The following is a 22,551-nucleotide window of genomic DNA, read 5'->3' as shown; positions in this document are numbered from 1 at the left end:
TGCAAACCAGTTTGCACCAAAGAAACATACCTATAATTCCAAATAAAGTTCCACCCTCGCCACGAAGTGTCGTTTCCTAGCTTCTTTACAACATTTTTGATCTTGCGCGCCAAAAAAACTGCATGCTAACTTTTCGACAGATGGGGCTGCCGGCCTTGAATCGCCGAAACGCAGAGCTTCCTTTTGCAGTACACGGGCGTATCGCCCAGACCCTGTGTCACCAGCAGGGCGACAAAGCCGTTTCAACCACTTTGGATTTTCTAGGAGGGCGCGGATGTCTTTACGTTACGAAAAGCATGGCAACATCGCACATTTCATCATCGACCATGGACCGATGAATGTTCTGATGCCGGAGTTCCATAAGGAGTTCTATCACCGCCTCAAGGAATTTGAGATCGATCCCGACATCAAGGTCGGCTTGTTCTATGGGGCCGATGGCAAGTGCTTTTCGGTTGGTGACGATCTGAAGAGCATGCACAAGCCGCCGCGGACGCGCCAGGAAGAACTTGCGGCGTATCTGTTCCTGCACCAGAACGAGGGCGACAAGCCCATGCGTCCGGGCTGGGAGCACGATGTATGCGCGCATCGCCGCTACAAGCCGATCGTCTCGGCCATCGAGGGCTATTGTCTGGGCATCGCGTTCTCGTACTGCCTTTACCACAGTGACGTGCGTGTCGCGAGCGAGAGCGTCAAGTTCGGCCTGACCGGGATCAAATTCGGTGCCGGCGGCGGCAGCGGTCCCAAAAGGCTTGCCCGACACCTGCCGTTCACCGCCGCCTATTGGATGGCGCTGTCAGGCGAATTCATGGAAGCTGACGAAGCCTATCGCCTGAACCTGGTCAACAAGGTCGTGCCGAGCGACCAGCTCATCGCCACGGCCGAGGAAATGGCGGGCAAGATCGCCCTCAATTCGTCGATCGCGCTGCGACTTGAAATGGAAGGTCTCGAACTCGGAGCTGACCTGAGCAAAGCTGACGCCTACCATTTCGGCATGAATCTGTACCGCATGGGATGGATGGCCAACGAGGCCGAGGGCGTGACGGCGAATTACCTGAAGGATCGCAAGAAATGAACCCCGCCGCCTTGCGATCCGACGAGTCCCCGGCCGAGCTTCGCGAGAGGGTAGAATCCGAGCCACTTCCGCGAAATTATGGCGCCCATCTGCAAGCGGTCGCGGAGGCGTATGGGGACAACCTTGCCTGGATCACGATCGACGGCGACGGTCCCGATCTGACCTATCGCCAGATCTCCGCCATGGCCTGCAAGGCGGCGAACGCCTTTCGGGCGTGCGAGGTGCGAAAAGGACATCATGTGGGCGTCATGCTGCCGAACGGAGCCGATTTCCTGGTCGCTTGGCTCGGGTTGGCGAAAGTGGGAGCGGTGCTCGTCCCCGTCAACCCGAAGCTCACGGCCCATGAGCTCGAGCATGTTCTGGCAGATGGCAACGTGGCATTTCTGCTGGCTGCCGCCGACAGCCTCGAGCTGCTGAAATCGACATCGGTTGGCTCGGCGCTCGTCGCCACAGGCCGGATCGTTGTCTCGGATGCGGGAGGAGAGGACGAGTGGGGAACGATGCTGAGCGGAGCATCGTCGGATTTTGTCGAGCAGGAAAAAGTTCATCTCGACGATCCCATCAGCATTCTCTACACGTCCGGCTCGACCGGCAGGCCGAAGGGTTGTGTTCTCACACATCGCTATTGGCTGACTCTCGGCAAGGTCAAGGCGTCCCTGCTTCCCCCGATTAAGCGTATTCTGTGCGAATTGCCGTTCTACTATATGTCGCCCTACTACCGATTCTCGGCAGCATCCTTTCAGGCGGCCGCGATTTGCGTTCCTCCAGCGCCGAGCATCAGCAAATTCTACGATCGCATCGCTCGGTACGATATCGATGTGGTCTGGATCGGCGATCCCATCGCCACTCTTCCCCTGTCGGACTCCGAGCGAAAGCACAAGCTCAAATATGTATCGCTCTATGGTTTGAAGAAGGAGCTTCACCGCCCTCTTGAAGAGAAGCTGGGCGTGCCGGTTCGAGAATCTTTCGGCATGACCGAGGTCGGAGCGGGGCTATACATGCCTGCCGATGCCGAGGACATGGTCGGCTCCGGCTCGTGCGGAATACCGGCCCCGTTTCGTGAATGCATGGTAGCGGACGACCTGGGCAATCCCGTAGCCGCCGGCGCAATCGGCGAATTACTGATTGCAGGGCCCGGGATTTTCAAGGGCTATCACAAGAACCAGGAAGCCACGACGACCGCGTTCTGGGGAAAATGGTTCCGCACGGGTGATCTCGCTCGGATGGACGCGCGCGGCTACTTCTACATTGTCGGGCGCATCAAGGAGATGATCAAGCGCAGCTCCGAGAACATCGCCGCCCAGGAAGTCGAATCGGCGATCTACACGTTGCCCCAGGTCATGGAAGTGGCGGTGATCGGCGTTCCCGATCACAAGCGGGGCGAGGAGGTCAAGGCCTGCATCGTTCTCCAGGCGGGTGTGGCCGCGGACGATCTGCCTCCGGAAGCGATCGCTCAGCATTGCCGCTCGCGCCTGGCCGCATTCAAGGTGCCGCGCTACATACAATATTACTCCGCACTTCCTAAGACGAGCTCAGAGAAGATTGCGAAGAAGACCCTTTCCGAGGGCGGAGGCGAGCCTGCTTCCGAAACATTCGACCTCAGCCTCAAGTGAGGCTGAGGTCGAACGATTTCATCTCCATCTTGGTGGGACGGGGCCCCTCGGCGCCTCACGCCGTGATGCACAAGGCGTCGACAATACGGACCTCGCCGGTTCCCTTGCGCACCACCACCGGGTTGAGATCGCAGGCCAGCATGATCCCATCCAGATCATTGGCAAGCCGAGACAGATTGACCGCCACGTCGATGAGGTGCGACTTGTCCGTCTTCGGCGTCAGGTTCCGATAGCCGTCAAGAATTTTTGCAAGCTTCGTCCGATCGAGCATCGCGCCAGCTTCGTCCTTGCTGAGCGGCGCCAGCTTCACTGCCCGGTCAGCCGTGATCTCCACCAGCGTTCCGCCGCTACCGAGAACGATGAGCTGACCGAACGGCGCCGCGGAGGTAAAGCCCGCGAGAGCCTCGATCCCCGCCAGAATCTGTTCCTGCAGCTCATAGCCGTCGATCGTAGCGTCGGGCATGGCGGCGCCGACCTTCGATCGGATCGTTGCGATCGCAGACTGCAATGCGTCCTCGTCACCGACGTCGAGAACGACTCCGCCGACATCCGACCGGTGCTGGATTTGGCCTGAAGCGACCTTCACGACCATTGGAAAGCCGATTTCGCCCGCACGCCTGATCGCCTCTTCCTCATCCGCCACCACAATGGATTTCACCACCGGCAAGCCGTATTCACGCAGAACGTCGAAAGCGGACTCGGCATCCAGGGCACCGGAGCGCTCCGACAGCTGCCGACGCAGCGCCTCGGCACGCGGGTGAAAATAATCGCGGCCTGGTCGACGCGCCTGCGCCCAGGCTGCTGCCGGACCCGGCTTGCCAAGATTGAGATGCTCGACAGCCTGCAGGCCCGGGGTAAGTCCCCGCAAGAGAGGAATCCCATTCTCCGCCAGCAGCGCCCGAACGCCCGGATCGACATTCTCAGCGGTCGGAGAGATGACGACGAAAGGCTTCTTCGCGTCACGTCCGCTCTGCGCGTAAACGTTCAGAATGTTCATATAATTCTGCAGGGTCGCCGGATTGAGGCTTTCCTGCGTATCCTGAAGCGCAACGACGGCGCCCACTTCTTCGTCGTCGAGAACCGCAGCGATGGCCTCGGCTGGATTGCGATCTTCCACGTTGACGGTCGCACCGAAATCGATCGGATTACGCCCGGATGCACCCGGAAGAGCTCTGAGCAGGCGCTTTTGCGTGCCTTCGCCAAAGGCCGCGACGCCGATGCCTCTCGCCTCGGCGAGATCGCACGCAAGCGCCGTCTGGCCGCCGGAAATGCCCACGATTCCGAGAGACGCCCCTCCAACCATCTTCCGCGCAACCGCAGCGCACTCGAGCGACGCAATGAGTTCGTCATAGTCGGAGACGGTCGCGATGTTGGTCGCAGAAAAGAAATCTTCATAAGCGTCCCAGTCGCTGACGAGCGCCCCCGTATGCGCCTGGGTCGCCGCAAGTCCGCTCGCAGTGCGGCCCACCTTCAGCACCACGAGGGACTTCCCGGCCGCATGTACGCTCTCGGCAGCATAGGCGAGCGCAACAGGATCCTTGATCGATTCGGCGATGACACCGATGGCGTTCGTCGCGTCGTCATCAGCGAGCCAACGGATATAGTCGGCGGCGGCCACTTGAAACTCGCTGCCCATCGTGACGACCTTCGACAGCCCGATAACGGTGGAGTTCATAACGGAAATAGCGGCAGAGCCCGATTGGGCGACGATTGCCACCTTGCCTGCCCGCAGCCGTTTCGACGGTCGCGAGGGATAAAGTGGAATCGAATCCGTGAAATTGACTAGGCCCATGCAGTTTGGGCCGTGCACGATGAGCCTGCTGGAACTTCCAAGCTCTCGAATGGATCGTTCCTGCTCCTCTGAAAAGCCGTTTGTGAACACGATAGCGGAACGGACCGGGCTCTGCTCGAGCTCGTCCAGCATGCCCGGCACTCGAGCGGCCGGAATGGCCACGATGGCAAGGTCCGTATCTGAGGGGAGCGAAGCCACCGAGTTGACGGCGGCCAGTCCGTCAATCTCCTTCGCTTCCGGGTGAACCGGGAAAATGGTGCCGTTATAGCCCCAATCCTTCAGATTGCTGATGACCACATTTCCTTGGGTAGCACGTTTTGCCGAAGCGCCGACAACGGCAACCGAACGAGGTCGCATCATGGAGGTAACATCGATATGCAAGGTGATCATTCCTCTTCGGATGACGGCCGTGCAGCCGATGACCGCACGGCAGCTTTGGTGTTCAGATAGGCCGGACTCTGTTACTGCTTGTCGGCAGGCAGCCAAGCCTCAGCCCAATTGGGGTGCGTGTTGAAGGAGAAGTTGAACTGCGCGTCGAGCCCTTTCAGGTCGGTGCTGACAGCCTCAAAAACCTTCGAATCCGCAAGGGCAAGCTGATTGAGGTCTCGCGCGATAATCTCGGCATACTTCTTGTAGAAGGGCTTTTGCTGGCCGACCGGCGCAGCCGAGGCATCTAGCGCAACCTTGTCGAACTCCGGATTGCAGTACCCGGTCGGATTCGCGAACGGCACGCTTCCCTCATTGCATACGAAACTGCGATCGACACCCAGAACCGGGTTCGTGCGGCCGGTCAACGAGATCACCGATGCATCGAAGTCGCGTTGGGTGTAGACTTTATTCGTCCAGATCTGCTGATCGAGAGCACTCAGCTTCACGTCGATGCCGACCTTCGACCAGTGCGATTGCACGATCTGAGCAACTGCATCATAGGGCGGCTTGGCGATCACGGTTAGCTCGATCGTGAAGCGCTTGCCGTCCTTCAGAGGATACCCCGCTTCGTCGAGAAGCTTCCCAGCCTTGACGGGATCGTACGCATAGAGCGTATCGTAGTTGACTGACGTGTCGTGCAATTCCTTGAACTGCGTCGGAACCGCATTCTTGGCGGTTGCAGCCAGTCCCTGATAGACGTCCTGAACGATGCGCTCTCGATCGATCGCATGGAACAGCGCCTGACGGACCTTGACGTTCTTCAAGGGCTCCCGAGTCAGATTGAGATCGACCACCGCTGTCTCAGGTGCGTTGTTAACGATCTGCACAACCTTGAACTTGCCTCTCTTGGACGCCTCTTGGGTGGCGCGAACCTGCGCGACCTCAGGGCGAAACCAGTTGACCTCGCCGCCGATGAGCGCATTCATCCGCTGCTGCGGATTGGGAATAAGCGCGAAAACAACTGAATCGAGGTAAGGCTTTGGCTTCTCCCAATAATGCTCGTTGCGGACGAAGGTGATCGATTGTCCGCTTGCCCAACTCTGGAACTTGAAGGGCCCTAGACCGACCGGAGCAAGATTGGCGGGATGCGTGGCCACGTCCTGACCGTCATAGATGTGCTTCGGCATGAGGGGGAAGACCTCCTTGTCGAAGAGATCCAAGGTCGCGGTGAGCGGCTGCTTCAGCTTCAGGACAAAGGTGGTCGCATTCGAAGCCGAAGCCTCCTCCACCAAAGGAACGAGTTTGGTCAGATAGGTGTTGAACTTGCCGAAGGTCATCAAGGTGAAGACGACGTCCTCGGCCGTGAACGGCTTCCCGTCCGACCACTTCACGCCGTCTCGCAGAGTGAAAGTGTAGGTCTTGCCGTCCGCCGAGGTCTCCCAGCGCGTCGCCAGGCGAGGGAGGCGAGTTCCCTCCTTGTCGTAGGTCATCAAGCCATCAGCCCAGACATCCGCCGCGAAGAGAGCCGGAACGGATGATGTAAGCTGCGTGTTCAGCGTCGGAATAGTCGTCGAGTTCAGGGCCGCGATCACCGTTCCCCCGGTGACGGGTTTGCCATCGTCGGCCATAGCGACAGATGCGTTGGCACCGATTGCGCAAGCAAACAGAATTGAGGCCATGCGTAGTTCGAAGATGGTCGGCGATTGACGAAGCATCGATTTCATTGTTTTCCTCCCGTTCTTACTCTCGCTTTGCTTACTACATTGGCGTAGGTGCTGCAGACAGCTCCTCCGCGCGGTGGCAGGCGACATGCGTCGCTCCGACACCCATCGGCCGCAGCTGAGGGTCAACTGCGGCACAGACTTCGATTGCATGGGGGCAACGCTGAAGAAATCTGCACCCTCCCTCCGTCGCCAACGATGCGGCAGGCGCAACCGACCTTGGCGCAGGCGAACGGATCCGGGTTCCGCGGGGATTGGGCAGCAGCCGCGCGTCGAGTAGGAGACGCGTGTAGGGATGGATTGGTGACCGGTAGATTGCCTCGCCGATCTCGACAACGCGGCCTTTGTACATTACGGCCGTGCGGTCCGCGATTGATTGCATCGCGCCGAGGTCGTGACTGATAATCACGAAACCCACATTCGTCGTCCTGCGCAGATCGCTCAGGAGCTGAAGGATCTGCGACTGAACGGACACATCGAGGCTCGAGAGCGGCTCGTCGGCGATGATGATCTTCGGCTTCAGCATGATCGCGCGGGCGATGGCGATACGCTGCTGCTGTCCCCCGGAGAGCTGGTGGGGATAGCGCCCCAGATAATGCTCCGGCGGATCGAGGCCAACGGCTGCGAGCTGTGCGGCGAGGAAACTGCGCACCTCGGCCTTCGCGACGATGTTGTGGCGGTTCGCAACATGGCCGAGGGTTTCCTCGACGGTCATGCGGGGATTGAGAGACGAGGCAGGATCCTGGAACACCGCTTGGACCTGGCGCCGATACCGGCTGCGCTCCTCCTGGCCGAGCGTCTTGAGCGTCGACCCGCGATACGTAACCTGCCCCATGGTCGGGTGGTTGAGCATCAGCAGCATCTTCGCCAGCGTGCTCTTGCCGGACCCGGACTCACCTACGATTGCTAGCGTCTCGCCTTCGCGAATATCGAGATCGACGCCGTCAACGGCGCGAACATCCACTCGACGCCACCCGTTGGCGCCACGGCTGGTATAGATCTGGCTGACGCCTTCTAGGGAAAGGATCTGTGGGTTCATAGCCCAGCGCTCCTGAAGTTGATGCGGTGTGCGCTCAGCTCTATCAGTCGTGCCGAATAGCTATGCTTTGGCCTTTCAAAGAGATCGACAGTGCCGGCGGTCTCGACAACCTTTCCTGTCTGCATGACGTAGACGCGATCGCAGAGCTCTGCCACGACGCCGAGATCGTGCGTGATGATCACGACCGCCATGTTTCGCTCCTTGTGGATGCGGTAAAGTGTCTGTAGGACCTGAAGCTGGACGGTCGCATCCAGCGCCGTCGTCGGCTCATCGGCAAAAAGCAGCTTCGGATCGCTGGCAAGCGCGATCGCAATCATGACCCGTTGGCGCATTCCGCCCGAAAGCTCGTGAGGAAACCCGTGCGCGATGCTTTTCGGATCCGAGAACCCGACCTCCTCCAGCAGGCTGTGAACGCGTTGGCTGTCGGATCGCCCCTTGCCATGGAACGTCAGAGCCTCGGCGATCTGCCGACCGACCCGATGGGTCGGATTCAGGTATCCGAGCGGATCCTGAAAGATCATCGAGAAGCCGTGCGATCGCCGCAGGGCCCGCAGATCTCGCTCGCTCATCCCGAGAATATCGTGTCCCTCGAACCGCAGGTCGCCGCTCAACTCGCTTACACGCAGATTTGGCATCAGCCGCGAGATGGCACGCACCAGCGTACTTTTTCCGGATCCCGATTCGCCGACTACGCCAACACACTCTGCTGGCTTCACGTGGAAGTCGACGCCGTCGACGGCGCGCACCGTCCGGTCCGAGACTTGGAAATGGACCTTCAGGTTCCGCACGTCGAGAAGGTGCTCGGCCGCGCCGGGCATATGGCTCTGCGAAACGGTCATTGCAGCCCCCCCATTCCACGCGTGCTGCGGGGATCGACGATTTCGTTGAGGCCGTCGGCAAACAGGTTGAGCCCGATGATCGCGATACAGATTGCCGCGCCCGGGAAGACGCTCATCCACCAGGCCGAGTCCATGTAGTCCTGAGCGACGAATAGCAGCTGCCCCCAGCTCACCATGGATGGGTCAGACAATCCAAGGAAGCCCAGTCCGGCTTCAATCAGGATCGCAATACTAGCATCAAGCGCGACCTGGACAATCACAGGCTGAATGGCGTTCGGGAGGATCTCACGGAAGATGATGTGAGAGGTCGAAAAGTCGGCGACTCTTGCTGCGGAAATGAAGTCCCGCTCACGCAGCTTTATATATTGCCCATAGACCAGACGTGCCTCCATAGGCCAGATGGCGAGGGCGACGGCAGCGATGAGCAGCCAGAAGTTCGACCCAAACAGGGCGACGGCGCAGAGCACCAGCATGATCACGGGAAGCGTCTGGAAGAGCTCTATGATCCGCATGAGAACCATCTCCACGGGCCCGCGGAAATAGCCAGCGATGATGCCGATGGTTCCTCCGACCAACAGAGCCGCCAGAGCCGCTCCGAACCCAACCATAAGAGAGGAACGGGCGCCATAAAGGATGAGCGAGAATACGTCGCGCCCGATATTGTCCGTTCCGAAATAGAACTCGCTGGACGGCGGTGCGAGACTGGCGGCGGTTTGCTGAAGTGGATGGTAGGGCGCGATCGCCGGAGCGACGATAGCGATGAACGCGAGCAGGAGAAGGATGATTGAGCCGATCGCGCCGTGGCGAGTGCCCATCATGTTCCCGACCTTGGAGATACCCCAATCGGAGGCGGATTTCAGGCGGGCGGAAACGGGGACAGAGGTTTGATTTGTCATGACACCATCATCCCCCCGTCCTGATCCGTGGGTCGAGCATTGCATAGAGGATGTCGACCAGAAGGTTCATGAGAATGACGGCCAGCGCCGAGAATATGACCACCCCGACGACAGTCAAATTGTCCCGCAGGCGAATGGAATCGACCATCAAGAGGCCGAGTCCAGGCCAGGTGAACACGGTCTCCAGCAGCACCGCCCCGCTGAGGGCCGAGCCGAATGCATATCCTGCTACCGTCACCAGCGGCAGACTGGAATTGCGCAGCACATGCCGCCGGATGATCTGGCCACGCGTCAGGCCCTTGGAGCGGGCGGTAATGATATATCCCTGTGACAGGGTATCAATCACGCTTGCTCGCATGATGCGCGCAAAGCGCATTCCTTCGTGGATAGCGAATGCCAAGGCTGGAAGGGCCAGATACCGTCCCCGCTCCAAGACCCAGTCGAAGCCATGCGCACGAGACACGAGTGGACCGATTCCCTGTGTCGGGAACCAACCGAGGCGCAGTGCGAAAAACATCACCAGGAGCTGGCCGAGCCAGAAGGTGGGAATTGCGTAGGCAATCAGGGCTGAGGTGGTCCAAATCTTGTCGGTGTTGGCGCTGCGCGTGGTGCCGGTGATGATGCCAATGGCCATGCCCAGAGGAATGGCGAACGCGAAGCCGACGGATGCCAGCAGGATGGTGCGCGGGGCGCGCTCGAGGATCAAGGCCAGCACGGGCCGCTGGTTCTGATAAGAATAGCCAAAATCCCCCTGCAGCACCGCCGTCACGTAGTTCCATACCTGAGTCAGAAACGGATCGTTCAGCCGATACTTCTCCTCGATCGCCTGTCGATAGGCGGGCGGCACGGGGTAGTCGCCGACCAGGGCCTGCACCGGATCACCTGGTATCAGGTGAAGCAGCGTGAACATGACCACGATTATGACCAGGATCAGCGGCAGAGCGTAGAGAGCTCGCTGCAAGATAAAGCGGAGCATCGGAGACCGCCTTCCCTATCAGAGACGGTGGAAGGTAGCCGCGTTGCCGTACAGCCACTTTTCTATGACCTTATCCTTGAGCGGCAGATTCTTATAATCCTCGATCAGCGACTCGAATGATGTTCCGAATAGATATCGCGACAATCCGACCATAACCTTGTCCTGCAACAGGGTGTTTCCGAATTGCAGGAACTGCTCCCATCCGGAGCCGGGCTGCGCGAAATATCGCGGGTGATGTGCGGCTGTGTCGACATACAGATTCGGGTGACGGCGCAGGAGACCAACCATCTCGTTGACCCACGGCCATCCCGCAAGACCGGCGACGATGCGAAGTTCGGGAAAATCGACGGCGACATCGTCGAGGTAACGGGGATGACCGAGATCATAAGGGCGGTCATTGGCGTAGTTCATCGCCGTGTAGATGCGAACAGGGACATCGAGCTCCGCGGCTTTGGCGTAGAGCGGATAATAGCGCCGGTCGTTCGCGGGCACGCCGTTGTAGAGCGCGGACAGGCGCAGGCCGTTTGCCCCCTCTTCCTTGACTAGACGCTCGAACTCCCGAACGGCGCGCATTCCGTCCGTCGGGTCGAAGGTCACGAAGGTAAAGAAGCGGCCGGGATAGCGGGCATGGATCTTGCCCGTCGCGCTGTTCTCCGCGCCGACCAGCAGCCCGCACGCGATGTTTGCGCGGTTCATGTCTTCGACGAGCCGATCAAGCCCGCCATCCTCGACGTCGTGCGCGGGACCCTCTTCACGATTGCGCGCCTTGAACACTTTGCCGTAGTTGGCGAAGCCGTAGCCCTCCGGCCGCTCCAGAGGCTGAGGAAACGGCGTCCCCGGACGCCCCCTGGCGATCCGCTCAAGTTCTGGATTGGCCTCGCTAGCGGGCATCCCGATTTCCATATCGATTACGCGGGTCATTCCAGCAACCTCCCGTTGTTGCGCCGTTATTACTTACCTTCGACGCATTTCTATACGTCAAGAAAACCACTCATGCACCAGCACGTCAATATTATCGTCAAAATTATTACCATATGTCCAATATGTTGACATTTGTGCGAATGCTCTCTTATTTATTGCAGTAGCGAAGTAAATCAGAGAATTTCCTCGAAGGTGCTTGAGCCGGTCGGCAATCGTTGCCGTAATCGGAATTCAGTCCCCTCGAAAGCGGCTAGGAGGGGCATTTGGAAGAGACCGATCGCGATGCTGGCTTTGCCACGACACTGGCAAAAGGGCTGGCTGTCCTCGAAGCATTTCGCCCCGACCGGAATGTGCTGAGCAATGGCGAGATTGCCGCACATACCGGCCTCAACCGCCCCACGGTTGCCCGTCTGACCTATACACTGACGAAACTCGGCTATCTGAAGCAGGAAAAATCCAAGTTCCGGCTCAGCTGGGGCGCTTTAATGCTCGTCAACCCGCTGCTTGCGGACTTGAAGATTCTCCACATCGCGCGCCCGTCCATGCAAAAGCTGGCGCAGGATCTCGGTGGCACGGTTTCGATCGGGGTGATCGAAGGCGCCAACTTCGTCTATCTGGAAACATCCCGCGTCAACGAGAATATCTGGACATCGCCAGACCTCGGCACGATCGGCCCCCTAGTGCCCGCCGCAATCGGTCACGCCTTGTGCTCGCTGCTGACCGATCAGGAGTACGAACTGAAGCTTCAGCAGATGAAACAACTCCGGCCCGACTTATGGGACAAGTATCACCAGTCCTTCCTAAAGGGAGTAGCAAACTGCAAGAGCGAAGGCTTTTCAGTGACACGTGGCGAATGGATCCCGGGCACACATTCTGCGGGCGTGCCGCTGCTTCGTGACAAGAATGGCGAATGCTTCGCCATGAATTGCCGTGTTCCTATCTTCCGGCTGAGCCCGAACCAGATCGAGGAGGAAGTGGGTCCACGGCTGAAGTCGCTCGCTGCTAATGTGCGAAATCAGCTAGCCTTCATCATGCCCTGAAGCCGAAACTGGCGTAAGATCGTCCTGGGGTCGGAATCACGAGCACACGACGGTGAGGCCGACGGCTGGCTGTCTGAGTGCAAGCGACCTATCGTTCACCCAATTGTTTCGCCCCCATCGGCAACGATCACTTGGCCTGTGATGTAAGCCGAGGCGTCGCTGGCGAGAAAATGCACGATCCCGGCAATATCCTCAGGCTCACCGAACCGCCTCAGCGGGGTCCGGTTCTCCATCTGCGCTCGCCTGGCAGGATCGTTGATGAGTTCGCGAGCGAAATCGGTGTTCACCACCCCCGGCGCGATGGCGTTGACACGGATCCCCTTCGGCCCCCATTCGACAGCGAGATTTCGGGTCAGCGCAGCCTCGGCGGCTTTCGACATGCCATAGGCTCCGATCGTGCCAGTCCCCCGCAATGCCGCGATGGACGACATCATGATGACGGATCCGCCTCCTCGCTGGGCCATTCCCGGCAGTACAAGGTTGCTTAGCCAAATCGTGCTTTGCACGTTCACCGTCATGATCTTGGCGAATGCCTCGTCCGACAGGTTTCCGATCGGCCCGTAAACCGGGTTCGTGGCCGCGTTGCAGACGAGAACATCGATATGGCCCCAGGTCTCCTCAACGAAGAGGACGAGCTCCTTGAGCTGGGTCTGGTCGCCCACATGACAGGACATGGCGATCGCCTCGCCGCCGGCCGCACGGACCTCACGGACGACCTCGTCACAGGCCGCTTGCTTGCGGCTCGAGACGACCACCTTCGCGCCGCTTCTGGCAAGCTGGAGGGCTGTTGCCCTCCCGATGCCACGGGATGCACCGGTGATCAAGGCAACCTTGCCGCCGATATCGAACATGGCTTGCTCCTCGTTAGTGATAGGCTTTTAATTCAAGCTTGGCGATTGTTTCCCGATGCACTTCGTCCGGTCCGTCCACGATCCGCAGGGTGCGGGCTTTCGCATAGGCGAATGCCAGGAACGTATCCTGCGATACACCCGCTGCGCCATGCGCCTGAATGGCCCTGTCGATGACGTTGCAGGCCATTGCCGGAGCGACCACCTTGATCATCGCGATTTCACGACGCGCCTGCTTGTTGCCGACGGTGTCCATCATATGCGCGGCCTTCAGCGTCAGCAGGCGCGCTGTCTCAATCTCGCATCGCGACATCGCAATGAGCTGGCGCAGATGCCCCTGATCCGCCAGCGGCTTGCCGAAGGCCGTGCGGGAGGAGATACGACGGCACATCGTTTCGAGGGCTCGCTCCGCCAGCCCAATAGCCCTCATGCAGTGGTGGATGCGTCCAGGCCCGAGACGGCCCTGGGCAATCTCGAATCCCCTCCCCTCGCCCAGAAGAATGTTGGATGCGGGGACGCGAACATTGTTGAAGCTGATTTCCGCATGGCCATGCGGTGCATCGTCATATCCGAATACCATCAGAGCACGCTCGACGGTGACGCCAGGCGTATCAAGCGGAACGAGAATCATCGATTGCTGCATGTGCTTGGGCGCCGACGGGTCAGTGCGGCCCATGACAATCGCAATTCTGCAGCGCTCGTCATTCGCGCCTGTGCTCCACCATTTCCGTCCGTTGATCACATAATGATCGCCATCTCGACGGAACTCGGTCTGGATGTTCGTTGCATCGGAGGATGCGACCGCCGGCTCCGTCATCGAGAAGCAGGAGCGGATCTCGCCCTCCAGAAGCGGCTCAAGCCACCGCTTTTTCTGCTCGTCGGTGCCATAGAGAATGAGCGTCTCCATGTTGCCGGTGTCGGGCGCAGAGCAGTTGAAAACTTCAGAGGCGATCGACGACCGACCCATCCCCTCGCAGAAATGTGCGTAGTCCAGGTTGCTCAATCTGCCGCCATGCTCATAGGCAGGCAGGAACAGATTCCAAAGCCCCTGCTTCTTGGCCTTGGCCTTGAGCTCCTTCATGATCTGCGGCTCCGACCAGAGCTTTGCCTGCGACCGCAGCTGCCGTTCATACTCCTCCTCGTTCGGATAGATATGGTCCGTCATGAACTGTGTCAGCTCACGCATCAGGGGCTTCAGATCTTCCCGGAGTTCAAACATTTCGGCACCATCCACTTTTTCTATGTTTGCATCTGCGAACGCGGTTCGCTGCCCGGCCGCCATTGAAATGTCCCGATCCCATGGGCGGCGATCGCGCCATGGTCGTCATAGACGTGGGCCTCGGCGGTATAAGACTTGCGGCCCGCGGAAACGAGCCGGCCTTCGACCTGCAGCACTCCATCGACCACCGCTTTGGTGAATTGCGTCGTCAGCGATAGAGTGACCGCGTAACGCGCAGCTTCTCCCGGCTCGCTATGGAGACCAGCCGCGCATGCGGCAAAATCGATCATGGTGCAGAATATGCCGCCATGGACGTAGCCGGCCCGATTGCGGTGACGCGGATCGATAACAAGCCGTCCCGTGACGCTTCCATCTTGGGAATGCATCAGCTCGAGACCCAGAAGCCCGAAGAGGCCGACATTAAGATAGGTCGACGCCAAAGGATCGATCATGTGGTGAGCACGATTTTTCCGATCGCTCCCCGGCTGGTCAGGATATTGAACGCCTCGGCAACGTCGGCCAGGTCCATCGTGGTGCTGACGAGAGGCTTGAGCTTGCCCTCCTCATACCAGCGGAACATCTCGGCAAAATTCTCGCGATTCGCGTCGGGATCCCGATCTCGGAACGTCCCGAAGAAGACACCGACGAGGGAGCATCCCTTCAGCAGCATCAGATTCGCGGGGATCTTTGGAATCGTTCCGGATGCGAACCCCACGATCAGGACGCGTCCCTCCCAGGCAGTGGCACGCACCGCCTCCTCCAGGAGATCGCCGCCAACAGGGTCATAGACCACATCGACACCCTTGCCGCTCGTCAACTCCTTGACAGAGTCCTTGAGCGATTCCGTTGAATAATTCACGAGGTGGTCCGCACCGGCCTTGCGGGCCACCTTGAGTTTTTCCGCGCTGCTCGCAGCGGCGATGACGGTTGCTCCCATCGCCTTACCTAGTTCAACAGCGGCAAGTCCCACGCCGCCGCTGGCACCGAGAACCAGAAGAGTTTCCCCAGGTTTGAGATGAGCGCGCTGCTTGAGCGCGTGCATGCTTGTACCGTAAGTCATCGAGAACCCTGCCGCCGTCACGGCTGGCATTGTGTCGGGTCGATGCATGAGGCGCGTTGTCCTGACATTGGCGATATCGGCAAAAGCGCCCTGCCCGACCATGCCGATCACCGGCATGCCAGGCTGCAGATCCTCGACACCGTCTCCCACGGCCTCGATGATGCCGGCAAGCTCCGCGCCAGGAACGAACGGCAGGTCCGGCTTGACCTGATACTTGCCCTGGACCATCAGCGTATCTGGGAAATTCACACCCGCGGCTTCGACCCGGACCCGCGCGTGGCCTGGGCCGGGCGGCGGAAGATCGAACTCTTCGACCACAAGCGATTCCGCCGGACCAAATTGATTGCACTTCACTGCGCGCATGACGTTCCTCTCTTAAGAAATCAGGGGAATTCGATAAGCGCGGCGCAACCCATACCGCCTGCGACGCACATCGTGACGACGGCATATTTTGCTTGGCGACGACGTCCTTCGAGGACGATGTGACCAACCATGCGCGATCCGCTCATGCCGAACGGATGTCCGACCGAGATCGCGCCGCCATTGACGTTGAGCTTCTCTGAAGGAATTCCGAGGCAGTCCCTGCAGTACAGGACTTGGCTGGCAAAAGCCTCGTTGAGCTCCCAAAGATCGATATCCTCGACCCCTAATCCATTTCGCTCGAGCAGGCGGGGAACGGCGAAGACAGGTCCGATGCCCATCTCATCGGGCGCGCAGCCTGCCGACGCGAAGCCGCGAAATACCCCTAGCACCTCGAGACCACGCCGTTCGGCTTCCGCCGATGACATAAGGAGGTTCACGGAGGCTCCGTCGGAAAGCTGACTCGCATTGCCAGCGGTGATGAAATGCCCTTCACGAACCGGATTCAGCTTGGCGAGACCGCTGAGTGTGGTATCAGTCCTATTGCCCTCATCGAGGGTAAGCCTCACCGTTTCCTTCGTGATGCTGCCGGTTGCCTTATCCGTCACAAGCTTGACGGCCTGTGTCGGGACTATTTCCTCGGCGAAGACGCCAGCCTGCTGTGCGACGGCCGTACGGCGCTGGCTTTCGAGGGAGTATTCATCCTGCCGTTCGCGAGAAATGCCATAACGCCCGGCAACGTTGTCGGCTGTCTCGATCATCGTCATGTAGATGCCCGGAATGTTCTGCTCGAGCCATTCGTTGCGCAACCGATTCTTGTTGGCATTCGGCCCAACGAGACTGATGGACTCGACACCGCCCGCAATGGAGACGGGGACTCCATCAAATTTGATCCGACGAGCTGCGTAGGCCACGGCTTCGAGGCCGGATGCGCAGAAGCGGCTGATCATGAGAGCGGCGGATGTCTCAGGTAAACCGGCGCGCAGCGCAGCCGCGCGGGCGACGTTGCCGCCGGTCGCACCCTCCGGGTAGCCGCAGCCCATGACGACTTCTTCTACATCGCCAGCCGATACTCCGCCCCGGTGTAGAAGCTCGGGAAGCAGCGGCGCCACTAGATCCACGCCGGCTGTATCGTTGAAGGCTCCCCGTTGTGCCTTTCCGATCGGCGTCCGCGCGGTTGCAACGATGACAGCTTCATTCATGTGTGTTATCCGCTTGTATGTCATACCAGTATCATCGCGAGGCAAAAGATTTTCCTTCCGCGGCCAGCCGCTCAAGAAGGGGTGCCGGGCGGAGGGACTCATCGCCTGTCATTTCGGCGAGATCCTTTAGGCGAGCGACAACGTTTGGAAGGCCACGCGTCTGGGCATAGAACATCGGGCCGCCCCTCCAGCGCGGGAACCCATAACCATGGATCCAAATCACATCGATATCGCCCGGACGCGCCACGATTCCCTCCTCGATGATACGTGCCCCTTCGTTGATCATCGGGAGAATGAGCCGGTCGATGATTTCGTCCTGATCGATTCTGCGGCGCTTGACGCCGTGGGTCTGCGATACCGTTTCGATCAGCTGTGTCACCTCAGGGTCCGGGCTCGCCGTGCGTCCATCTTCCGCGTAACGATAGTAGCCGCGTCCCGTCTTCTGGCCGAGGCGGCCTGCCTCGACGAGCGCGTCGGCCACGGGAGCGGTTCGTCCCGTCGCGCGGCGCATTCGCCAACTGATGTCAAGGCCAGCGAGATCGCCCATGGTGCAAGGTCCGAGCTTCGACCCGAATGCGGTGAATGCACGATCGACATCTTCCGGCGTAGCCCCTTCAAGAAGCAACCGATCCAGCTGCTCGCTGCGCCGAGCGAGAATTCGGTTGCCGACAAATCCATGGCAATTGCCGACCACCACAGGAAGCTTCCCGAGCCTTTGTGCCACATTCACGACGGTGGCGATGGCAGTGGCAGAAGTCCGTTCACCGCGCACAACCTCGACCAGCTTCATGATGTTGGCGGGACTGAAGAAATGCATGCCGACCACGCGCTCTGCGACCCCGCTTGCCTCGGCGATCGCGTCAACGTCGAGATAGGACGTGTTGGTAGCCAGAACCGCGTTCTGCTTCGTGGCCGCCGCGAGCTTCGCGAAGATCTGGCGTTTGATATCGATTTCCTCGAATGCGGCCTCGATGACGAGATCGGCGGCGCCCAATTCCGCGTAGTCCACGGCGGTCTTGATTCGGGCGAGGTTTTCGGATCTCGCTGATTCCGAGAGGCTCCCTCTGCGCACCGAGTTTGCGAGGTTAGCGGCAATCCGCTCGAAGGCCCGCTGTGCTGCAGGATCATCGGCCTCAATGAGAGTGACGGGAATACCGTTGGCAGCAAGCGCCATAGCGATCCCGCTTCCCATCGTGCCGCCGCCGATAACACCGACTGATTCAACGGCGATGAGCTCGGACGAGTCGATATCCCCGGGGATCTGACCGCTCTCGCGCTCGGCAAGGAAGGCGTGACGCAGAGATTTCGAGCGGTCGTCGACCAGCAGCCTTTCGAAAGACTTACGCTCTCGCCGCATACCCTCATCGAAGGAAAGCTCATAACTCTCCCTAACTACCCCGACCAATGCTTCGATCTGCGGTTCGCCGGGATGCGCTTTCAACAGCGCTGCCGCGGCAGTCTCAAAGGCCTCCCGGGTCCGATGGTCGACGACGGAGTCGCGAAGGCGTTGGCGGGCACTCCTCTTCGCGAGCGACCTCGCTTTCGCCGTCGCTTCGGTGACAAGTCGTTCGGATGCCGCGAGAGCATCCGCCAGTCCGATCGTCACAGATTGCTCGCCGGTGCAGGGCACCCCATCAGCCATGAGCTTCAGGGCATCGGCAGGCCTCATGAGCCTTGGCAGGCGCTGCGTTCCACCGGCCCCTGGCAACAGACCGAGCTTGATCTCCGGGAACGCTAGAAGCGCCGTGGAGGTCACGATCCTTGCGTCGCACGCGAGCGCCAGCTCAAGGCCGCCGCCGTAGCAAACGCCGTTGATCGCCGCGACAATCGGCTTGGGAGATGCGTCGAATGCTTCGATCACCTCACGCAGCGATGGCCTGGCTGGAGTTTGGTTGAATTCCTTGATATCGGCACCGGCGCTGAAAATCCCCTGGCGCGAGGCCAATACGATGCCGGCCACTGCCTGATCTCGGACAGCCGCCTCTAAGGAACCCAGAATACCAGCCCGCAGAGCAACTCCCAATGCGTTGACCGGCGGGTTGTCGACCCAGACAATCGCGATTTCATCCCTGCGCTCAACCTCTACCGATACCATGACGAGCCTTTCCGTGTCGGATTAGATGTTGGCGGATTGCCGCCGCGCGTCACGCGTCATGTTGCGCGCGATGACAAGTTGCTGGATCTGCGTTGTCCCTTCGTAGATCCGGAACAGGCGCACGTCCCGATAGAACCGTTCGATCCCATAATCCGCGACATATCCAGCGCCGCCATGGATCTGCACGGCCTTGTCCGCGACGCGCCCCACCATTTCGGAGGCAAACATCTTGCAGCAGGCGGCTTCCGTGGCGATCATCTTGCCATTGTCGAACCGGCGGGCCGTTTCCTCGACCATGCATTGTGCGGCGAAGCACTCGGTGCGCATATCCGCGAGCATGGCCTGGACGAGCTGAAATTCCGCGATGGGCTGTCCGAACTGCTTTCGTTCCATTGCGTAGGCCAAACTGTCGGCGATCAGCCGCTCGGCTATGCCGACGCAGACCGCCGCGATAGTCAAGCGGCCCCTGTCGAGCACCTTCATCGCGGTGGCGAATCCCTTTCCGAGGTTGCGCTCACCGCCGATGATGGCAGTCACGGACACCCGGACATTGTCGAAGATCACGTCGCAGGTATGAGCACCTTGCTGGCCCATCTTATGGTCCTTCTTGCCGAGCGTTATGCCAGGCAGATGAGCATCGACGATGAAGGCAGTAACGCCCGAGGCGGTTTTGCTCTCCGGATCGGTTCGCGCGAACACGGTGAAAACACCGGCCTGCGGCGCGTTGGTGATGAATCGCTTGGTGCCGGAGATCAGGAAGTAATCGCCGTCGCGCTTTGCTGAGGTGCGAAGCGATCCGGCATCCGATCCCGCCTCCGGCTCGGTCAGACAGAAGGATCCGATCAACTCACCGCTCGCCAGGCGCGGCAGATAGTAGGCCTTCTGCTCAGACGTTCCGTCGATGACGATGCCCTGCGATCCAATGCCGTTGTTCGTGCCGATAACGGAGCGGAACGCAGGCGAGGTTCCTCCAAGCCGGAAGGCGATCTGCACTTCTTCCGAAAGGTTGAGCTCCAGTCCGCCGAACTCCTCGGATATGGCTAACCCGAACAGGCCGAGGTCGCGCATCTCCTGAACGACGTCGGCAGGCACGGCATCGCTCATGGCCACCTCGAGCTCCCGTGGCCGGAGCCTTTCCCGGACAAAACGCTCGACCGTATCCAAAAGCTGTTGAAAAACTTCGCTGTCTGTTGTCAATTCCGCCCCGTGGAATTAAATTCCGAAATCGTAGTTAGAAGTTGCCCTTTGCCGCAGTTTAGGTCAAGGGGTGGCGTGACAGTTTTTGGCTGGGACGATGATGCGCAAGCGAAAAGACAGTGTCGTCGCGACAGCGACTCTCGCCGACGATCAAGACCCTCGTTTCGTGACCGCCCTCGCCCGCGGGCTCAGCGTGCTTCGGGCCTTCAGGCGTGGCGACATCGGACTCGGCAATCAGGAGCTTGCGGATCGGACCGGACTGGCGAAATCCACGATATCACGCCTCACCTATACGCTGAGTCGCCTTGGCTACCTAGAATATTCCCCGGTAACAGGTCGGTACTCCCTTTCGGTCTCGGCTCTGGCGCTCGGCTTCACCGCGCTCGGGGGTATCGCCGTCCGCGATGTTGCACGCCCGATGATGCAGGAACTTGCAGACCGGGTCGGATGTTCGGTTGCGATCGGCGCGCCGGACGGGCGAACGATGGTCTATATCGAGCATTGTCGTGGCTCGAGCCCGCTGCATATCGGCATCGAGGTTGGCTCTCACATCAGGATGGCTACCTCCGCCATGGGAAGGGCCTATCTCGCGAGCCTCGATCCTGCGGCGCGGGAGCGCCTTCTCGAGGAGCTGTGCTTTCCGGACGAGGCAGGACAATCCATACGTGAGGGTGTTCAGCGGTCTGTCGAGCAATATCGCCAGAACGGTTATGTCACCTCTGTGGGCGAATGGAAGCAGGAGGTCAATTCTGTCGGTGTGCCGCTGGTTCTTCACGGCGCGCAGACCTATGCTTTGAACTGCGGCGGCTCCGCGCTCATCTTGCAAACGGACATGCTCGATACGGTGGGACGAGATCTTGTCGAACTCGCCACGCGCATTCGTCGAGCCTTGGGCAGCGTTTGAACACTCCCGACCCAAGCATCCGGTCGAAAACACGGCATCGGCCTCGTGGCAACTCGTGGCAATGCGGCGGTCTGATCAGCGAGCTTGCGCGCGGCGCAGAGACGTCGGACGCCACAGTTCGGCGTACTCCTCCACCTTGCCCTCGCTCTGCAGCTTCAGCAGATGGGCGACGACATTCCTTTCGGCCGCCATCCTCAACCAAGGATCGGTTTTCGAGTACAAACGATCGACCAGATCCCAGGTGTTGAACGGGCGGATATTCAGGGCATTGACGATTGCTCGCTCACGCTCGGTTCTGTAGCTGAGCAAGCTGGCAACATAGGGCTTGGGATTGTGAATCGGCGGCCCATGCCCAGGAAGAAAGATGTTCTCGCCTCGATTCAACAGAATTTGAAGACTTGTGCAATAATCCGCCATATCCCCATCGGGAGGGGAAACGATCGTGCTCGACCATGACATGACGTGATCGGCGCTGAACAGAAGTCCGTCCGGCCTGGCGAAGCAAAGATGGTCGCTCGCATGGCCGGGCGTATGGATGGCGATCATGCCCTCCACTTCGTCGCCATCCTGCAGCGGGATGTCCGGACTAAACTCGGGGGACGCACTAGCATGGAATGCGACAACTGGGGCTCCGGTCTTCTCCTTCAGAGCTGCGCAGGCGCCGCGATGATCCGAGTGGCTGTGGCTGAGGATGATCGTCGATACACGACCCTCCGTTGCCAAGAGAACATCGTTCACATGAACGGAATCGTCCGGTCCTGGGTCGATTACGATGAAGCCGGACGGCCTCGGGATCAGGTACGTATTGGTGCCGTGATACGTCATCAAACTTGGATTGCGAGCGACGATCCGCCTAATACCGGGCACTATCTCAGAAGCGACACCACGCTCTGGAGTAGACTCAGTGAGAAATGCCATTTGGCTACCTTCCAGCCGCTAAACCACTCTGCCGACGCACATTCATCAAGGAACTAAGGTTAGCTCCGAGTTCTGTTTATGTCCTGTTTTTGACACGCAATCCCGAAGAGCTTTCTCGATCATATTCCGATCAGCGAAATTAATTTCCACCTGCCTCTCTAATTTAATGTGCGCGATTTATGAAGATCAAGATGCACAACCACAAAGATTCGAACTAAGATCGTGGTACCAAGCCGGTGTGCCCAGTTTTCACCTAAGGTTGCGGAGAAGTGATTGATTTCGTTAGATCTTAGCGGAAGGAAAGTCTTAGTCACGGGGGGGGGCATCCGGTATTGGTTTTGCTACTGCCGCTATGTTTGCCAGAAATGGAGCGACCGTCTCGATCAATTACCTAGAGCTGGCTCGGATAATTTGGACAGCGGGATAAGTGGAGTTTCTGCCTGAGAGCGGCCAGAATGGCTGCCGAACAG

General features: G+C 59.5%; 19 protein-coding genes. 4 read left to right on the top strand and 15 right to left on the bottom strand.

Annotated elements, in window-relative coordinates:
* Positions 1 to 274: 274 nt before the first annotated feature.
* Entirely contained in the window at positions 275 to 1,072 is a 798-nt protein-coding gene (locus IC232_RS22960) for an enoyl-CoA hydratase/isomerase family protein (protein ID WP_190847280.1), read from the top strand.
* Positions 1,069 to 2,685, top strand: coding sequence for a class I adenylate-forming enzyme family protein (locus IC232_RS22955; protein ID WP_190847279.1), 1,617 nt, complete (start codon positions 1,069 to 1,071; stop codon positions 2,683 to 2,685). The genes IC232_RS22960 and IC232_RS22955 overlap by 4 nt, the downstream gene beginning before the upstream one ends.
* 55 nt (positions 2,686 to 2,740) lie before the next feature.
* On the opposite strand, the gene IC232_RS22950 is transcribed toward IC232_RS22955, so the two are convergent.
* The 7 genes from IC232_RS22950 to IC232_RS22920 all read right to left on the bottom strand — a co-directional run bounded on the left by IC232_RS22950 (position 2,741) and on the right by IC232_RS22920 (position 11,238).
* A complete protein-coding gene (locus IC232_RS22950) occupies positions 2,741 to 4,834 on the bottom strand; it encodes an acetate--CoA ligase family protein (RefSeq protein WP_246812355.1) in 2,094 nt (697 codons plus the stop codon).
* Positions 4,835 to 4,938: 104 nt separating this feature from the next.
* Positions 4,939 to 6,570, bottom strand: coding sequence for an ABC transporter substrate-binding protein (locus tag IC232_RS22945; protein WP_246812351.1), 1,632 nt, complete (start codon positions 6,568 to 6,570; stop codon positions 4,939 to 4,941).
* Between the two features lie 34 nt (positions 6,571 to 6,604).
* Positions 6,605 to 7,606: an oligopeptide/dipeptide ABC transporter ATP-binding protein gene (locus tag IC232_RS22940; RefSeq protein ID WP_190847277.1), complete on the bottom strand. Its 1,002-nt coding sequence runs from the start codon at positions 7,604 to 7,606 to the stop codon at positions 6,605 to 6,607.
* On the bottom strand, positions 7,603 to 8,424 hold the full coding sequence (locus IC232_RS22935) for an ABC transporter ATP-binding protein (protein ID WP_190847276.1): 822 nt from the start codon (positions 8,422 to 8,424) through the stop codon (positions 7,603 to 7,605). The genes IC232_RS22940 and IC232_RS22935 overlap by 4 nt, the downstream gene beginning before the upstream one ends.
* A 17-nt stretch (positions 8,425 to 8,441) precedes the next feature.
* Positions 8,442 to 9,341: an ABC transporter permease gene (locus IC232_RS22930; protein WP_190847275.1), complete on the bottom strand. Its 900-nt coding sequence runs from the start codon at positions 9,339 to 9,341 to the stop codon at positions 8,442 to 8,444.
* Between the two features lie 7 nt (positions 9,342 to 9,348).
* Positions 9,349 to 10,317 (bottom strand): ABC transporter permease, encoded by a 969-nt coding sequence (locus tag IC232_RS22925; protein WP_190847274.1) that lies wholly within the window; start codon positions 10,315 to 10,317, stop codon positions 9,349 to 9,351.
* An 18-nt stretch (positions 10,318 to 10,335) separates the two neighbouring features.
* On the bottom strand, positions 10,336 to 11,238 hold the full coding sequence (locus IC232_RS22920) for an amidohydrolase family protein (protein ID WP_190847273.1): 903 nt from the start codon (positions 11,236 to 11,238) through the stop codon (positions 10,336 to 10,338).
* A 263-nt stretch (positions 11,239 to 11,501) separates the two neighbouring features.
* On the opposite strand from IC232_RS22920, the gene IC232_RS22915 reads away from it, so the two are divergent.
* Positions 11,502 to 12,278 (top strand): IclR family transcriptional regulator, encoded by a 777-nt coding sequence (locus IC232_RS22915; protein WP_190847272.1) that lies wholly within the window; start codon positions 11,502 to 11,504, stop codon positions 12,276 to 12,278.
* Positions 12,279 to 12,373: 95 nt separating this feature from the next.
* Here IC232_RS22915 and IC232_RS22910 read toward each other — a convergent pair whose 3' ends face one another.
* Genes IC232_RS22910 through IC232_RS22880 form a run of 7 tightly spaced genes read right to left on the bottom strand, consistent with a single transcriptional unit; the run spans position 12,374 to position 20,259 of the window.
* Positions 12,374 to 13,129, bottom strand: coding sequence for an SDR family NAD(P)-dependent oxidoreductase (locus IC232_RS22910; protein WP_190847271.1), 756 nt, complete (start codon positions 13,127 to 13,129; stop codon positions 12,374 to 12,376).
* Between the two features lie 13 nt (positions 13,130 to 13,142).
* Positions 13,143 to 14,312: an acyl-CoA dehydrogenase family protein gene (locus tag IC232_RS22905; protein ID WP_246812350.1), complete on the bottom strand. Its 1,170-nt coding sequence runs from the start codon at positions 14,310 to 14,312 to the stop codon at positions 13,143 to 13,145.
* Positions 14,313 to 14,365: 53 nt separating this feature from the next.
* The gene (locus tag IC232_RS22900; RefSeq protein ID WP_190847269.1) at positions 14,366 to 14,797 is read right to left on the bottom strand and encodes a PaaI family thioesterase; all 432 of its coding nucleotides are present in this window, start codon (positions 14,795 to 14,797) and stop codon (positions 14,366 to 14,368) included.
* A complete protein-coding gene (locus IC232_RS22895) occupies positions 14,794 to 15,768 on the bottom strand; it encodes an NADPH:quinone oxidoreductase family protein (RefSeq protein ID WP_190847268.1) in 975 nt (324 codons plus the stop codon). The genes IC232_RS22900 and IC232_RS22895 overlap by 4 nt, the downstream gene beginning before the upstream one ends.
* Before the next feature lie 20 nt (positions 15,769 to 15,788).
* Positions 15,789 to 16,967: an acetyl-CoA C-acyltransferase gene (locus IC232_RS22890; protein WP_190847307.1), complete on the bottom strand. Its 1,179-nt coding sequence runs from the start codon at positions 16,965 to 16,967 to the stop codon at positions 15,789 to 15,791.
* 31 nt (positions 16,968 to 16,998) lie between these two features.
* Positions 16,999 to 19,062, bottom strand: a complete 2,064-nt coding sequence (locus IC232_RS22885; RefSeq protein ID WP_190847267.1) for an FAD-dependent oxidoreductase — start codon at positions 19,060 to 19,062, stop codon at positions 16,999 to 17,001.
* A gap of 21 nt (positions 19,063 to 19,083) precedes the next feature.
* Positions 19,084 to 20,259: an acyl-CoA dehydrogenase family protein gene (locus IC232_RS22880; protein WP_190847266.1), complete on the bottom strand. Its 1,176-nt coding sequence runs from the start codon at positions 20,257 to 20,259 to the stop codon at positions 19,084 to 19,086.
* 97 nt (positions 20,260 to 20,356) lie between these two features.
* Between IC232_RS22880 and IC232_RS22875 the strand changes: the two genes are divergently transcribed.
* On the top strand, positions 20,357 to 21,163 hold the full coding sequence (locus tag IC232_RS22875) for an IclR family transcriptional regulator (protein ID WP_190847265.1): 807 nt from the start codon (positions 20,357 to 20,359) through the stop codon (positions 21,161 to 21,163).
* Positions 21,164 to 21,238: 75 nt separating this feature from the next.
* Here the strand turns inward: IC232_RS22875 and IC232_RS22870 are convergent, their stop codons facing one another.
* Positions 21,239 to 22,081 carry an MBL fold metallo-hydrolase gene (locus tag IC232_RS22870; RefSeq protein WP_190847264.1) on the bottom strand — a complete coding sequence of 281 codons (843 nt, stop codon included), beginning with the start codon at positions 22,079 to 22,081 and terminating at the stop codon, positions 21,239 to 21,241.
* Positions 22,082 to 22,551: the final 470 nt, after the last annotated feature.

Source organism: Microvirga sp., from assembly GCF_014699075.1.
Taxonomy (GTDB): Bacteria; Pseudomonadota; Alphaproteobacteria; order Rhizobiales; family Beijerinckiaceae; genus Microvirga.
The sequence above is the reverse complement of the archived record's forward strand: the minus strand, read 5'-3'. Positions and strand labels throughout refer to the sequence as shown.

Coding starts and splice junctions, on each gene's coding strand:
- IC232_RS22890 (WP_190847307.1), bottom strand. CDS start 16,967: ATGAATGAAGCTGTCATCGTTGCAACCGCGCGGACGCCGATCGGAAAG.
- IC232_RS22895 (WP_190847268.1), bottom strand. CDS start 15,768: ATGCGCGCAGTGAAGTGCAATCAATTTGGTCCGGCGGAATCGCTTGTG.
- IC232_RS22935 (WP_190847276.1), bottom strand. CDS start 8,424: ATGCCCGGCGCGGCCGAGCACCTTCTCGACGTGCGGAACCTGAAGGTC.
- IC232_RS22955 (WP_190847279.1), top strand. CDS start 1,069: ATGAACCCCGCCGCCTTGCGATCCGACGAGTCCCCGGCCGAGCTTCGC.
- IC232_RS22925 (WP_190847274.1), bottom strand. CDS start 10,317: ATGCTCCGCTTTATCTTGCAGCGAGCTCTCTACGCTCTGCCGCTGATC.
- IC232_RS22960 (WP_190847280.1), top strand. CDS start 275: ATGTCTTTACGTTACGAAAAGCATGGCAACATCGCACATTTCATCATC.
- IC232_RS22900 (WP_190847269.1), bottom strand. CDS start 14,797: ATGATCGATCCTTTGGCGTCGACCTATCTTAATGTCGGCCTCTTCGGG.
- IC232_RS22950 (WP_246812355.1), bottom strand. CDS start 4,834: ATGCGACCTCGTTCGGTTGCCGTTGTCGGCGCTTCGGCAAAACGTGCT.
- IC232_RS22930 (WP_190847275.1), bottom strand. CDS start 9,341: ATGACAAATCAAACCTCTGTCCCCGTTTCCGCCCGCCTGAAATCCGCC.
- IC232_RS22870 (WP_190847264.1), bottom strand. CDS start 22,081: ATGGCATTTCTCACTGAGTCTACTCCAGAGCGTGGTGTCGCTTCTGAG.
- IC232_RS22945 (WP_246812351.1), bottom strand. CDS start 6,570: ATGAAATCGATGCTTCGTCAATCGCCGACCATCTTCGAACTACGCATG.
- IC232_RS22885 (WP_190847267.1), bottom strand. CDS start 19,062: ATGGTATCGGTAGAGGTTGAGCGCAGGGATGAAATCGCGATTGTCTGG.
- IC232_RS22875 (WP_190847265.1), top strand. CDS start 20,357: ATGATGCGCAAGCGAAAAGACAGTGTCGTCGCGACAGCGACTCTCGCC.
- IC232_RS22940 (WP_190847277.1), bottom strand. CDS start 7,606: ATGAACCCACAGATCCTTTCCCTAGAAGGCGTCAGCCAGATCTATACC.
- IC232_RS22910 (WP_190847271.1), bottom strand. CDS start 13,129: ATGTTCGATATCGGCGGCAAGGTTGCCTTGATCACCGGTGCATCCCGT.
- IC232_RS22905 (WP_246812350.1), bottom strand. CDS start 14,312: ATGCGTGAGCTGACACAGTTCATGACGGACCATATCTATCCGAACGAG.
- IC232_RS22920 (WP_190847273.1), bottom strand. CDS start 11,238: ATGACCCGCGTAATCGATATGGAAATCGGGATGCCCGCTAGCGAGGCC.